Annotated in this window: 12 protein-coding genes; 8 read left to right on the top strand and 4 right to left on the bottom strand. The window is 59.7% G+C overall.

Annotated elements, in window-relative coordinates:
- Positions 1-132 precede the first annotated feature (132 nt).
- The 8 genes from RY075_RS18985 to RY075_RS18950 all read left to right on the top strand — a co-directional run bounded on the left by RY075_RS18985 (position 133) and on the right by RY075_RS18950 (position 10,161).
- Positions 133-711, top strand: a complete 579-nt coding sequence (locus RY075_RS18985; protein WP_003860099.1) for a YecA family protein — start codon at positions 133-135, stop codon at positions 709-711.
- Positions 712-742: 31 nt separating this feature from the next.
- Positions 743-2,056: a Xaa-Pro aminopeptidase gene (pepP, locus tag RY075_RS18980; protein WP_302378167.1), complete on the top strand. Its 1,314-nt coding sequence runs from the start codon at positions 743-745 to the stop codon at positions 2,054-2,056.
- A complete protein-coding gene (ubiH, locus tag RY075_RS18975; protein WP_003860103.1) occupies positions 2,053-3,231 on the top strand; it encodes a 2-octaprenyl-6-methoxyphenyl hydroxylase in 1,179 nt (392 codons plus the stop codon). Before pepP ends, ubiH begins: the two co-directional genes overlap by 4 nt.
- A gap of 12 nt (positions 3,232-3,243) precedes the next feature.
- The gene (gene ubiI, locus RY075_RS18970; protein WP_302378152.1) at positions 3,244-4,446 is read left to right on the top strand and encodes an FAD-dependent 2-octaprenylphenol hydroxylase; all 1,203 of its coding nucleotides are present in this window, start codon (positions 3,244-3,246) and stop codon (positions 4,444-4,446) included.
- A gap of 397 nt (positions 4,447-4,843) precedes the next feature.
- On the top strand, positions 4,844-5,938 hold the full coding sequence (gene gcvT / locus RY075_RS18965; protein ID WP_058647787.1) for a glycine cleavage system aminomethyltransferase GcvT: 1,095 nt from the start codon (positions 4,844-4,846) through the stop codon (positions 5,936-5,938).
- A gap of 23 nt (positions 5,939-5,961) precedes the next feature.
- Positions 5,962-6,351: a glycine cleavage system protein GcvH gene (gene gcvH, locus RY075_RS18960; RefSeq protein ID WP_006811885.1), complete on the top strand. Its 390-nt coding sequence runs from the start codon at positions 5,962-5,964 to the stop codon at positions 6,349-6,351.
- 122 nt (positions 6,352-6,473) lie between these two features.
- Complete coding sequence (gene gcvP, locus RY075_RS18955; RefSeq protein ID WP_338627892.1) at positions 6,474-9,347, top strand: aminomethyl-transferring glycine dehydrogenase; 2,874 nt, start codon at positions 6,474-6,476, stop codon at positions 9,345-9,347.
- Between the two features lie 70 nt (positions 9,348-9,417).
- Positions 9,418-10,161, top strand: coding sequence for an SDR family oxidoreductase (locus RY075_RS18950; RefSeq protein WP_325773877.1), 744 nt, complete (start codon positions 9,418-9,420; stop codon positions 10,159-10,161).
- Between the two features lie 2 nt (positions 10,162-10,163).
- Here RY075_RS18950 and RY075_RS18945 read toward each other — a convergent pair whose 3' ends face one another.
- The 4 genes from RY075_RS18945 to RY075_RS18930 are packed head-to-tail and all read right to left on the bottom strand — an operon-like array spanning position 10,164 to position 13,675.
- The gene (locus RY075_RS18945) at positions 10,164-10,664 is read right to left on the bottom strand and encodes a protein disulfide oxidoreductase (protein ID WP_032634255.1); all 501 of its coding nucleotides are present in this window, start codon (positions 10,662-10,664) and stop codon (positions 10,164-10,166) included.
- Positions 10,654-11,256 (bottom strand): DsbA family protein, encoded by a 603-nt coding sequence (locus RY075_RS18940; protein WP_003863423.1) that lies wholly within the window; start codon positions 11,254-11,256, stop codon positions 10,654-10,656. The genes RY075_RS18945 and RY075_RS18940 overlap by 11 nt, the downstream gene beginning before the upstream one ends.
- Before the next feature lies 1 nt (position 11,257).
- The gene (locus tag RY075_RS18935) at positions 11,258-13,267 is read right to left on the bottom strand and encodes a protein-disulfide reductase DsbD domain-containing protein (RefSeq protein WP_325773876.1); all 2,010 of its coding nucleotides are present in this window, start codon (positions 13,265-13,267) and stop codon (positions 11,258-11,260) included.
- A 48-nt stretch (positions 13,268-13,315) separates the two neighbouring features.
- The gene (locus RY075_RS18930) at positions 13,316-13,675 is read right to left on the bottom strand and encodes a hypothetical protein (protein ID WP_003863427.1); all 360 of its coding nucleotides are present in this window, start codon (positions 13,673-13,675) and stop codon (positions 13,316-13,318) included.
- Positions 13,676-13,757: the final 82 nt, after the last annotated feature.

Raw genomic sequence — 13,757 nt, 5'->3', positions numbered from 1 at the left:
TTACTGCCCCGGGGGCTGCGAAGGGGCGACACTATAGCTACCCTGATGTGAAGATACAAGCCCTTTTCTGGTATCACCAGGGTCCAAAGTGGTAGCATATCATGAATATCCTCCCTTTGATGACGAATGCGTATGTCTATACAGAACGAAATGCCTGGTTACAAGGATTTAAACCAGTTACTGAACCAGCAGGGAGTCGGTCTGACCCCTGCCGAAATGCACGGTCTGATCAGCGGCATACTGTGCGGCGGAAACAGCGACAGCTCATGGCAGCCGCTGATCCACGACCTCACCAACGAAGGGCTGGCGTTTGGCCACGAACTGGCGGAAGCGCTGCGTAAAATGCACGCCGCAACCAGCGATTCCCTGGAAGACGATGGCTTTCTTTTTCAGCTTTATCTGCCTGAAGGCGACGATGTCAGCGTCTTCGATCGCGCCGATGCGCTCGCGGGTTGGGTAAACCACTATCTTCTTGGCCTGGGCGTAACCCAGCCTAAACTGGATAAAGTGACCGGCGAAGCGGGTGAAGCGATCGACGATCTGCGTAATATCGCCCAGCTCGGCTACGATGAAGACGAAGACCAGGAAGAGCTGGAAATGTCTCTCGAAGAGATTATCGAGTACGTGCGCGTGGCGTCTCTGCTGTGCCACGACAACTTTACGCGCTCGCAGCCGACCGCGCCGGAAGTTCGCAAGCCAACATTACACTAAGAAAAATAACGCACAGGAGGGTGTCATGGTTATCTCCAGTCAAGAGTATTCTCGCCGTCGTCAGGCGCTGCTGGCAAAAATGCAGCCGGGAAGCGCTGCCCTGATTTTCGCCGCGCCGGAAGTGACGCGCAGCGCCGACAGCGAATACCCCTATCGCCAGAGCAGTGATTTCTGGTACTTCACCGGGTTTAACGAGCCGGAAGCGGTACTGGTGCTGATTAAAAGCAATGACATCCACAACCACAGCGTGATTTTTAACCGCGTGCGCGATCTGACCGCGGAAATCTGGTTTGGCCGCCGCTTAGGGCAGGAGGCGGCGCCGGAAAAACTGGGCGTGGACCGTGCGCTGGCCTACAGCGAAATCAACCAGCAGCTTTACCAACTGCTGAACGGCCTGGACGTGCTCTATCACGCGCAGGGCGAATACGCGTATGCGGATGACATTGTCTTCACCGCGCTGGATAAGCTGCGTAAAGGCTCACGTCAGAATTTGTCTGCACCCGCCACCCTGACGGACTGGCGACCGATGGTGCATGAGATGCGCCTGTTTAAGTCTGAAGAAGAGCTGAATGTGATGCGCCGCGCGGGCGAAATCAGCGCCCTGGCGCATACCCGCGCCATGGAAAAGTGCCGTCCCGGTATGTTCGAGTACCAGCTTGAAGGCGAAATTCACCATGAATTTAACCGTCACGGCGCGCGCTTCCCGTCCTATAACACCATCGTAGGCGGCGGTGAAAACGGCTGCATTCTGCACTACACCGAAAACGAAAGTGAACTGCGCGACGGCGATCTGGTGCTGATTGACGCGGGCTGTGAATATCAGGGTTACGCGGGCGACATCACCCGTACCTTCCCGGTGAACGGTAAATTCACCACCGCGCAGCGTGAAATCTATGACATCGTGCTTGAGTCTCTGGAGACCGCGCTGACGCTGTTCCGCCCTGGCACCTCCATCCAGGAGGTTACGGGCGAGGTGGTGCGCATCATGATTACCGGGCTGGTGAAGCTCGGCATTTTGAAAGGCGATGTGGACACCCTTATAACCGAAAACGCCCATCGTCCGTACTTTATGCACGGCCTGAGCCACTGGCTGGGGCTGGATGTGCATGACGTCGGGGCATACGGTCCGGAACGTTCGCGCGTGCTGGAGCCAGGCATGGTGCTGACCGTTGAGCCTGGGCTGTACATCGCGCCGGATGCCGACGTGCCAGAACAGTACCGCGGGATCGGCATTCGCATTGAAGATGACATCGTCATCACCGAAACCGGTAACGAAAACCTGACCGCGACCGTGGTGAAAAAAGCCGACGACATCGAGGCGCTGATGGCGGCGGCACGCGTATGAGCGTGATCATCGTTGGCGGAGGCATGACCGGCGCTACTCTGGCGCTGGCCATTTCGCAGTTAACCAAAGGCCAGCTTCCGGTGCATCTTGTTGAGGCGGTTGCGCCGCAGGCGGCCGATCATCCCGGCTTCGATGCCCGCGCCATCGCGCTGGCCCAGGGAACCTGCCAGCAGCTTGCGCGCATTGGCATCTGGCAGGCGATAGCGGACTGCGCGACGGCCATCGGCACCGTTCACGTCAGCGATCGCGGCCACGCCGGGTTTGTGACGCTGGATGCCCACGATTACCGAATTGAGGCACTGGGGCAGGTCGTCGAGCTGCATGACGTGGGGCTGCGGCTGTTCCGTCTGTTACAGGATGCCCCTGGCGTCACGCTGCACTGTCCGGCGCGCGTCGCCAGCTTCAGCCGCCGTGACGAGGCCGTCAGCGTGACGCTGGACAACGGCACCACGCTGGAGGGGCAACTGCTGGTGGCGGCAGATGGTTCACGCTCCGCGATCGCCACGCAGTGCGGCGTCGAATGGCGCTCTGAACCCTATGGACAGGCGGCGGTCATCGCTAATGTCTCTACGGCTGGCGCGCATAACGGCAGGGCATTTGAGCGCTTCACGGAGCACGGCCCGCTGGCCATGCTGCCGATGTCGAACGGGCGCTGCTCGCTGGTATGGTGCCATGCGCAGGATCGGGCCGATGAGGTTCTCTCCTGGTCCGACGAACGTTTTTGTTCCGAGCTGCAAAAGGCCTTCGGCTGGCGGCTTGGGCGCATCACCCACGCCGGAAAACGCGTGGCCTATCCGCTTGCGCTGACGACCGCATCGCAGACTGTCTCCCATCGCGTCGCCCTGGTCGGCAACGCCGCGCAGACGCTACACCCCATCGCCGGGCAAGGCTTCAACCTTGGCCTCCGTGACGTGATGAGCCTGGCCGAGCTCCTGGCCCGAACGTGGAGCGAACAACAGGATTGTGGCGCATACTCAGTGCTGAGCCATTACCAGAAACGACGCCAGGCGGACAAAGCGGCGACCATTGGCGTCACCGACGGTTTAGTCCACCTGTTTGCCAATCGCTGGGCACCGCTGGTTGCGGGTCGCAACCTTGGGCTTATGGCGATGGAACTGTTCATTCCGGCACGTGACGTGCTGGCGCAGCGGACCCTGGGTTGGGTCGCGCGTTAAGGAGTATTGACCGTGCAAAATGTTGATGTCGCCATTGTGGGCGGCGGAATGGTAGGACTGGCGCTGGCTTGTGGTTTACAGGGCAGCGGCCTGCGCGTGGCCGTGCTTGAGCAAAAAGCGCCGCAGCCTGTGGCGCAGGATGCACCGCCAGAGCTTCGCGTCTCGGCGATCAATGCCGCCAGCGAAAAGCTACTGACGCACCTTGGCGTCTGGTCTGAAATCGTGGCGCTCCGTGCCAGTTGCTATCACGGGATGGAAGTGTGGGACAAAGACAGCTTTGGCCGTATCGCGTTTGACGATGAAAGCATGGGTTACAGCCACCTTGGACATATCGTTGAAAACGCGGTGATCCACCACGTGCTGTGGCAGAAAGCGCAGCAGTGCAGCGACGTCACGCTGATCGCACCGGCGAAACTTCATCAGGTGGCGTGGGGCGAAAACGACGCGTTTATCACTCTTGAAAGTGGCGATATGCTGACTGCGCGTCTGGTAGTGGGTGCCGACGGCGCTAATTCCTGGCTCCGTAACAAAGCGGATATTCCGCTGACCTTCTGGGATTACCGTCATCACGCGTTGGTGGCCACAATCCGCACCGAAGAGCCGCACGGCGGCGTGGCGCGCCAGATTTTCCATAATGACGGCATTCTGGCCTTCCTGCCGCTTGCCGATCCGCATCTCTGCTCCATCGTCTGGTCCTTAGAGCCGGAGAAAGCGCAGCAGATGCAGGAGACGACGCCGGATGCCTTCAGTCAGGCGCTATGCGTGGCGTTTGATAACCGTCTGGGCCTGTGCGGGCTTGAAAGCGAACGCCAGACGTTTCCGTTAACCGGTCGCTACGCGCGTCAGTTTGCCGCGCACCGTCTGGCGCTGGTGGGGGATGCGGCGCATACCATTCATCCGCTGGCCGGGCAGGGAGTGAACCTCGGCTTTATGGACGCGGCTGAGCTGGTTGAAGAGCTGCGTCGCCTGCATCGGGAAGGCAAAGATATTGGTCAGCATCTGTATCTGCGTCGCTACGAGCGCAGCCGCAAACACAGTGCGGCGATGATGCTGGCGGGTATGCAGGGCTTCCGCGAGCTGTTTGCCGGAGCGAACCCGGCGAAAAAACTGCTGCGCGATATTGGCCTCAAACTGGCCGACACGCTTCCCGGCGTAAAACCGCAGCTTCTTCGTCAGGCAATGGGCCTCAACGATCTTCCCGACTGGTTACGTTAATCTCGATCCCCGTCACACTTTATTTTCCCGGCCTGCGCGCCGGGGAAATTCCCTCGTTTGAAATAATCTAATTTCACGTCATTTTTCGCATTAGAAAATCTAATCTTACTATTTTTATGTTACGGAAATTCGGCCCATTTTTCCGCATGAAATATCAGCATCTGCTAAATCCTGTTAGATCATTGTTAATTTTATGCGGGTTTAATCGCATTTTCCCAGTGAATAACTCTGTAGGCTTTTCAGCGATTTTTGGTCATAAGCTAATGTGATGACCCGTTTTACCTTATGGTTAACCGCCGGTTTCGGTGGTAAGTTCAGGTAAAAGAGAACGTTTGCGTCGGCCCCCGATCGCGAGGCCGACACCGGGTTTCACGGTGAATTTTTCAACGAGGAAAAGATGGCTCAACAGACTCCTTTGTACGAACAGCACGTGTTATGCGGTGCCCGCATGGTGGACTTCCACGGCTGGATGATGCCGCTGCACTACGGCTCGCAGATTGATGAGCACCACGCGGTGCGCACCGATGCCGGTATGTTCGACGTGTCTCATATGACGATTGTCGACCTGCGCGGTAGCCGCACCCGGGAGTTTTTGCGTTATCTGCTGGCAAACGACGTCGCCAAACTGAAGACGCCGGGCAAAGCGCTCTATACCGGTATGCTCAATGCCTCTGGCGGCGTGATTGACGACCTCATCGTCTACTACTTCACCGAAGATTTCTTCCGCCTCGTTGTAAACTCCGCCACCCGCGAAAAAGACCTCTCCTGGATTTCCCAACACGCTGAACCTTACGCCATTGACATCACTGTCCGTGACGATCTGTCGCTGATTGCCGTACAGGGGCCAAACGCCCAGGCGAAAGCCGCGTCTCTGTTCAGCGACGAGCAGCGCAAAGCCACCGAAGGCATGAAGCCATTCTTCGGCGTGCAGACGGGGGATCTGTTTATCGCCACCACCGGCTACACCGGTGAAGCGGGCTATGAAATTGCCATGCCAAACGAGAAGGCCGCTGATTTCTGGCGTGCGCTGGTGGAGGCAGGTGTGAAGCCTGCGGGCCTGGGCGCGCGCGATACGCTGCGTCTGGAAGCGGGGATGAACCTCTACGGTCAGGAGATGGACGAAGGCGTCTCTCCGCTGGCCGCCAACATGGGCTGGACCATCGCATGGGAACCGGCTGACCGTGATTTTATTGGTCGTGAAGCGCTGGAGATGCAGCGCGAGAAGGGCACTGAACAGCTGGTAGGCCTGGTGATGAAAGAAAAAGGCGTGCTGCGCGGCGAGCTGCCGGTGCGCTTCACCGATGCCGATGGCAATCATCGCGAAGGCGTGATTACCAGCGGAACGTTCTCCCCGACGCTCGGCTACAGTATTGCCCTGGCACGCGTGCCGGCGGGGATTGGCGAAACGGCGGTGGTGCAGATCCGCAACCGCGAAATGCCGGTCAACGTGACCAAACCGATTTTTGTTCGCGCCGGTAAGCCGGTCGCCTAACTATTTTTATCAGGAGAACTTCAATGAGCAATGTGCCAGCAGAACTGAAATACAGCAAAGAACACGAGTGGCTGCGCAAAGAGGCGGACGGCACTTACACCGTTGGGATCACCGAGCACGCGCAGGAGCTGCTGGGCGACATGGTGTTTGTTGACCTGCCGGAAGTGGGCGCAACCGTGAGCGCAGGCGATGACTGTGCGGTGGCGGAATCCGTTAAAGCGGCCTCTGACATCTACGCCCCGGTAAGCGGTGAAATTGTTGCCGTGAACGACGCGCTCAGCGACTCCCCGGAGCTGGTGAACAGCGAACCGTATGAAGGCGGCTGGATCTTCAAGATCAAAGCCAGCGACGAAGCGCAGGTTGCCGCGCTGCTGGATGCGACCGCGTACGAAGCACTACTGGAAGACGAATAAGCCATTTCCCTCTCCCCTTGGGGAGAGGGTAGGGTGAGGGAACAGACGATACCCTCACCCCAGCCCTCTCCCTTAGGAGAGGGAGAAAACACATTCACTGCACGTTTCAGGAACCATCGCTCATGACACAGACTTTAAGCCAGCTTGAAAACCGTGGCGCCTTCATTGAACGTCACATTGGGCCGGATGCTCAGCAACAGCAGGAGATGCTGAAGACAGTTGGCGCGGATTCATTAAACGCACTGATCGGCCAGATCGTGCCAAAAGACATCCAGCTTGCCACGCCGCCGCAGGTAGGCGAGTCCACGACGGAGTTCGCCGCGCTGGCGGAGCTGAAGGCCATCGCCAGCCTTAACAAGCGCTATAAGTCTTACATTGGCATGGGCTACACCAACGTGCAGTTACCGCCGGTGATCCTGCGTAACATGCTGGAAAACCCGGGCTGGTACACCGCTTATACCCCATATCAGCCAGAAGTCTCCCAGGGCCGTCTGGAAGCGCTGCTGAACTTCCAGCAGGTGACGCTGGATCTGACCGGTATGGATATCGCCTCTGCCTCGCTGCTGGATGAAGCCACCGCCGCCGCCGAAGCGATGGCGATGGCGAAGCGCGTGAGCAAACTGAAAAACGCCAACCGCTTCTTCGTCGCGGCGGACGTGCATCCCCAGACGCTGGACGTGGTGCGCACCCGTGCGGAAACCTTCGGCTTTGAGGTGATTGTCGACGACGCTGAAAAAGTGCTGGATCACCAGGACGTCTTCGGCGTGCTGTTGCAGCAGGTGGGCACCACCGGGGAAGTGCACGACTACGGCGCACTGATCGCCGAGCTGAAATCCCGTAAGGTTATTATTAGCGTCGCCGCTGATTTTATGGCACTGGTGCTGCTGACGGCGCCAGGTAAACAGGGCGCGGATATTGTCTTCGGCTCAGCCCAGCGTTTCGGCGTGCCGATGGGCTACGGCGGCCCGCACGCGGCGTTCTTTGGCGCGAAAGATGAATTTAAACGCTCCATGCCAGGCCGTATTATCGGCGTATCGAAAGATGCCGCCGGTAACACCGCGCTGCGCATGGCGATGCAGACCCGCGAGCAGCATATCCGCCGCGAGAAAGCGAACTCCAACATCTGTACCTCGCAGGTGCTGCTGGCTAACATTGCCAGCCTGTACGCGGTGTTCCACGGTCCGGCAGGCCTGAAGCGTATTGCCAGCCGCATCCACCGTCTGGCCGATATCCTGGCCTGCGGTCTGCAACAGAAAGATCTCAGACTGCGTCATGAACACTATTTCGACACTCTGTGCGTCGAGGTGGCAGACAAAGCGGCCGTGCTGGCGCGCGCCGAGGCAGCACAAATCAACCTGCGCAGCGACATTCACAATGCGGTCGGCATTACGTTGGACGAAGGCACCACCCGTGACGATATCCTGACCCTGTTCAACGTATTGCTGGGTGACGCACACGGTCTGGACGTTGATACGCTCGACAAAGAGGTTGCGCTCGACAGCCGCTCCATTCAGGAAAGCATGCTGCGCGACGACGCGATCCTGACTCATCCGGTGTTCAACCGCTATCACAGCGAAACCGAGATGATGCGTTACATGCACTCGCTGGAACGTAAAGATCTGGCGCTGAACCAGGCGATGATCCCGCTGGGCTCCTGCACCATGAAGCTGAACGCCGCGGCTGAGATGATCCCAATTACCTGGCCTGAATTCTCTGAGCTGCACCCGTTCTGCCCGGCTGAGCAGGCGGAAGGTTATCACATGATGATCAACCAGCTCTCCGACTGGCTGGTGAAGCTGACCGGGTACGACGCGCTCTGCATGCAGCCGAACTCCGGCGCGCAGGGTGAATACGCTGGTCTGCTGGCGATCCGTCACTATCACGAAAGCCGCAATGAAGGCCACCGTGATATCTGCCTGATCCCAAGCTCCGCCCACGGTACCAACCCGGCTTCTGCCCAGATGGCAGGAATGGAAGTGGTGGTTGTGGCGTGCGACAAAAACGGCAACATCGATCTGGCCGACCTGCGCGCCAAAGCCGAGCAGGCGGGCGACAAACTCTCCTGCATCATGGTGACCTACCCATCCACCCACGGCGTGTACGAAGAGACCATCCGTGAAGTGTGTGAAGTGGTGCATCAGTTCGGCGGCCAGGTTTACCTCGACGGCGCAAACATGAACGCCCAGGTGGGCATCACCTCTCCGGGCTTTATTGGCGCGGATGTGTCGCACCTGAACCTGCATAAAACGTTCTGCATTCCGCACGGCGGTGGCGGCCCGGGGATGGGCCCAATCGGCGTGAAAGCGCACCTGGCACCGTTTGTGCCGGGCCACAGCGTGGTGCAGATTGAAGGCATGCTGACCCGTCAGGGCGCGGTCTCCGCGGCACCGTTCGGCAGCGCCTCTATCCTGCCAATCAGCTGGATGTATATCCGCATGATGGGCGCGGAAGGGCTGAAGCAGGCCAGCCAGGTAGCGATCCTTAACGCCAACTACATCGCAACGCGTCTGAAGGACGCCTATCCGGTGCTCTATACCGGCCGCGACGGTCGCGTGGCGCACGAATGCATCCTCGATATTCGTCCTCTGAAAGAAGAGACGGGCATCAGCGAGCTGGATATTGCCAAGCGCCTGATCGACTACGGATTCCACGCGCCAACCATGTCCTTCCCGGTTGCGGGAACGCTGATGGTTGAGCCGACCGAGTCTGAAAGCAAGGTGGAACTGGATCGCTTTATCAACGCCATGCTGGCGATCCGCAGCGAAATCGACCGCGTGAAAGGCGGGGAGTGGACGCTGGAAGATAACCCGCTGGTTAACGCGCCGCATACCCAGAACGAACTGGTAGCAGAGTGGAACCACGGTTATACCCGCGAGCTGGCTGTCTTCCCGGCAGGTGTGGCAAACAAATACTGGCCAACCGTGAAACGTCTTGATGATGTTTACGGCGACCGTAACCTGTTCTGCTCCTGCGTACCGATGAGCGAATACCAGTAACGTTGTTCCTGTAGTAACGTAGGCCGGGTAAAGCGAAGCCGCTACCCGGCTTTTTTATTGGGAGAAAAGAATGGCAATTGCACTGGTCACCGGCGCCAGCCGGGGTATTGGTAAAGCCACCGCGCTACAGCTGGCAAGCGAAGGCTACACCGTTGCGGTGAATTTTCATCACAACATCAAAGCCGCGACAGAGGTCATTAATCAGATCGTGGACGCGGGCGGTAAAGCCTTTGCCGTGCGCGCGGACATCAGCGATGAGGCGCAGGTGATGGCGATGTTCGCCAGCATCGATCGCGAAGGTGAGCCGCTCGCCGCGCTGGTGAACAACGCCGGGATTTTGTTTGAACAATCCACCATCGAACACCTCTCCGCTGAACGTATTAACCGCGTGCTGGCTACCAACGTCACCGGCTATTTTCTCTGCTGCCGTGAAGCGGTTAAGCGCATGTCGCATAAACACGGCGGCAAGGGCGGCGCGATTGTGAATGTCTCCTCGGCGGCGTCACGGCTGGGCGCGCCGGGGGAATATGTGGATTATGCCGCCTCAAAAGGGGCGGTGGATTCCCTGACTACCGGCCTCGCGCTGGAGGTGGCGGCACAGGGCATTCGCGTTAACTGCGTGCGGCCAGGCCTGATTTATACCGATATTCACGCCTCCGGCGGCGAGCCGGGGCGTGTGGATCGGGTGAAGTCGATGTTACCGATGCAGCGTGGCGGTCAGCCGGAGGAGGTCGCCCAGGCCATTGCCTGGCTGCTGAGCTACAAAGCCTCCTATGTTACCGGTAGCTTCCTGGAGCTGGCTGGCGGGAAGTAACGCTACGACGCCAGCCACAGCCGCAGGCGCATTCCCCAGCCGCTGGTCCAGCCGGTGGTGATCGACTTCACCTCACCGTGAGAGATCACCACCAGCGTTGGCGTCACCTTAACGTCCCACTCACGCGCCAGTTCTCCGCTGGCGTCGTTGACCGTGGGCATCATCGCCTTCTTCTTCCTCATCCATGTTTCGAGCGTCGCGTTATCGCCCGAGCGCAGCGCAACCGACATCACGTTACCCCCGTCCGCGGCAAGCGCCGCCACCGACGGCGTGGTGTAGCGGCAAACGCCGCACCATGTCGCCCAGACGTAGACCAGCAGCGGTCGCTCCTTACTCATGGCGATAAGATCGACGGGCTGACCGTCGAGGGTGTGCAGTGCCGTCGCGGAGAAATTCTGCGGCAGCGCGGGCTGGCGGAAATAGTCCACCGCCAGGCTCACGGCTACGCCAATCAGCAGCCACACGCCCAGTTCGCGCAGCAGGCGCGGAAGCTTACTTGCCACGGACGTTTGCCAGCTGTTCTTTGACCAGCCCCTCCAGGTCGTCATACGGAATGGCGCCCGCCACCATCTGGTCGCCGATAATGGTCGCCGGGGTACCCTGAATATTCAGCACCTGCGCCAGGATGAGGTTCATCTTTAAGCTGTCCATGGTTTTATCATCCGTTTTAATGCCGTCCGTTCCGGTCTTGACCTTCGCGGCGGCGATGCTGGCGTCATCGTGATAGCCCTTTTTCATCATCAACCGCTGGTGCAGCGCCCAGAATTTATCCGGCGCCTGCTGCCACGTCGAGAGCGCCGCTTTCGCGGCATTTACCGAGCTTTGTCCCTTAAACGGCAGCAGTTTGACGATGAGCTGCACGTCGGGATTTTCCTGCACGATTTTCTCCAGCATTGGGTCGAACTGCTTGCAATACGGGCAGTTGTAGTCCGTGAAGGAGACGATGGTCAGCTTCGGCGATGCCGCGCCGGTTCGCGGGCTATTGGTGTCGTTAAACAGCAGTTTTGCCAGCTGGTCGCTGGAAGCGTCATCTGACGGTGCGGCGAAACCGAACGTTGATAACGACAGCAGAAGTAAGGCTATTAAGGCTCTCATGTTATTTTCCTTTTGCATCGGACAGGGTGCTCAGCACCGCTTCGCGGCTTAACAACGCAGGCAGCACGTGGCCCTGCGGTAATCCCGGTCCGTAGATCTGGTTAAACGGCACGGCGGCGCTGCCGCGCGTGGTTAAGAACTGGCTGATGGTATCTGAGGGGCGGCTCCAGTCGCCGCGCAGGGCGACAACGTCCGGGGCGGAGAGCGCATCCTGCACGTCGTCGCGCAGCAGCACGTTGTATTTATTGGCTTTACAGGTCACGCACCAGTCGGCGGTCACGTCGACGAACACCCGTTTGTTCTCCGCCAGCGCGCGGGTAATGGCCTGCTCGCTGAGCGGTTGCCAGTGGATACGATCGCGGCGGGAACCCTCGCCGCCGGAGCCGGATACAAACGCGACTGCTCCGGCCACCACTACAGCTAATACCCCGGCGCGCAGTGCCGTTTGCCAGCGGTAGCGCCAGGCGGTGACCAGCAGCAGCGTAAGGATCAGGAGCACGCCCAGCGTGATGACGGGCAGGCTGCCAATGTGCACCGTCAGCAGGCTCAGCAGCCACAGCGATGAGCCGAGCATCATTATCCCCAGCACTACGCGTACGACGTTCATCCAGCGTCCCGGACGCGGCAAGCGCTGGGCCAGCCCCGGCCAGGCCGCCACCAGCAGCCACGGCAGGCTCATGCCGATACCCATCGCCAGGAAGATCCCCCACAGCAGGGGAAGCGGCGCCGCCAGCGCGACCGAGACCGCCGTACCCAGGAACGGCGCGGTGCAGGGCGTCGCCAGCAGCGTGGCAAACGCGCCTTGCCAGAAATGACCCGCAAGCCCGTTGCCGCCGCGCGTGGCGAGGAAGGTGCTGGCGCCGGAAGGGAGACGGATTTCAAACAACCCCAGCAGGCTGGCGCTGAAAAGCACCATCACCATCGCCATCGCACCAATAAACCACGGGTTCTGGAACTGGATCCCCCAGCCGAGTGCCTGATTGCCTAAGCGTAAAACCGTCATCATCAGCGCCAGCGCGAGGAACGAGATCACGATCCCGGCTACCGACGCAAGAAACTGTCGGCGTACCTGACTCCGCGCCTGCCGTTCGGTTTGCATCAGCGTGCCCAGCTTCATGGCCAGCACGGGCAGTACGCAGGGCATGACGTTAAGGGTCAGACCGCCCGCCAGCGCCATCAGCAGCACCCAGCCTAACGAGAGCGTCGGCGCGGCGTTCCCCGGCTGAATGCTCAGGCTGGACTCCTGCGCCTGCCCGCTATCGGCCAGAACCAGCGACAGGGTTTTGCCGCTGAGGTTGGGCGCGGCCTCGCCCCAGCTGTCCGTCACGGGCACGGTGGCGACCAGCGAATCACCGCGCACGGTGAGGGCCGGTTTGCCGAAATCAACATCATCCATACCGTCGATAAACAGGGACGGCGCCTGCCAGCCTGCGTCACGCTGCGCCGTTACGGTCAGCTTGCCGGGGGCATAGGTGGCGTTAAGCGTTGAGGTCAACCCGCCGCTGAGCGGAAGGGTGCCCATGGCCCGACTGAAATCGTAATCAAAACCGGTGCCTGCGGATGCGGTCATGTTCAGTGAAAACGGGTAGTCGGTAAGAATACAGACGTTGCTACAGGTGGAGAGCGTAAGCACGCCGCTCAGGATCTTCGGGACGTCGCCCCGCAGGGTGATGGGAAAGCTGACATCGCCGTGATAGCCCTGCGTGGTGATACCCGCGACGTCGAAACGCTGCGGCACAGGCCAGCGCCATTTCGCCTCGACGGGCTGATGCCATTTAATCGCGGGTGCGACGCCCCCTTCGCCCGGCGAGCGCCAGTAGGTTTTCCAGCCTTTTTGCAGGGCGACGTCCAGCAGCAGGCGGGTTTCGCCAGTGCTTTCGGGTTGCGCACGCAGCCTGACGCTGGCGTGCTGATTATCGGCGGCGCGCAGCCAGCCGCTGTCGGCAGCCTGGCTGAGGGGCAGCCATAGCCAAAGCAGGCAGACCAGCAGTCGCCTGAATACAGTAAACATAAATTATCTCCGTAAATGATGAATTAACCTGAAGTAACAGGCGAAGGCTCATTCACGGAAGACGCATAATCGCAGATGCACCCTTAACCGGGGCGGGGAGATAACGCGGGGAGGCCACTGCCGTTCGCGGCGCGGCGGGCTGGCTGCCAGCAACGCCAGCAGCAGGGTGACGGCAATCAGGGCGCCTTCAAACAAAACAGGCGGGACCGACATCAGCGACTTGGCGCTAAGCTCACACGGGGTTACCGGTGCGTCGGTACTCTCCTGCCCCTGCTGGACAGATTGGCTCGTGGCGGTGACGTTCATGACAAGCGCGTGCATCCCGGCCATCCGCTGGGCGGTGCATATCAGCACCACCAGGCAGGCCAGGGCTACAAGCAGGATAGCGTTGCGTTGTCGCTTGATCATGTTCGCCTCAAATATTCAGGACGCCTATATTATCGGGCGAACATATTTTGGCAACGCAAAAGCTGTAAAGAAGTGTCTGGAA

This window comes from Enterobacter sp. JJBC (assembly GCF_036936505.1).
Taxonomy (GTDB): Bacteria; Pseudomonadota; Gammaproteobacteria; order Enterobacterales; family Enterobacteriaceae; genus Enterobacter; species Enterobacter hormaechei_C.
This window is presented reverse-complemented; position numbering and strand designations above follow the sequence as displayed.

Bases quoted from the DNA above. Each gene is read 5' to 3' on its own strand.
- RY075_RS18930 (WP_003863427.1), bottom strand. From the start codon at position 13,675: ATGATCAAGCGACAACGCAACGCTATCCTGCTTGTAGCCCTGGCCTGC.
- RY075_RS18985 (WP_003860099.1), top strand. From the start codon at position 133: ATGTCTATACAGAACGAAATGCCTGGTTACAAGGATTTAAACCAGTTA.
- RY075_RS18940 (WP_003863423.1), bottom strand. From the start codon at position 11,256: ATGAGAGCCTTAATAGCCTTACTTCTGCTGTCGTTATCAACGTTCGGT.
- gcvT (WP_058647787.1), top strand. From the start codon at position 4,844: ATGGCTCAACAGACTCCTTTGTACGAACAGCACGTGTTATGCGGTGCC.
- gcvH (WP_006811885.1), top strand. From the start codon at position 5,962: ATGAGCAATGTGCCAGCAGAACTGAAATACAGCAAAGAACACGAGTGG.
- gcvP (WP_338627892.1), top strand. From the start codon at position 6,474: ATGACACAGACTTTAAGCCAGCTTGAAAACCGTGGCGCCTTCATTGAA.
- ubiH (WP_003860103.1), top strand. From the start codon at position 2,053: ATGAGCGTGATCATCGTTGGCGGAGGCATGACCGGCGCTACTCTGGCG.
- RY075_RS18950 (WP_325773877.1), top strand. From the start codon at position 9,418: ATGGCAATTGCACTGGTCACCGGCGCCAGCCGGGGTATTGGTAAAGCC.
- RY075_RS18935 (WP_325773876.1), bottom strand. From the start codon at position 13,267: ATGTTTACTGTATTCAGGCGACTGCTGGTCTGCCTGCTTTGGCTATGG.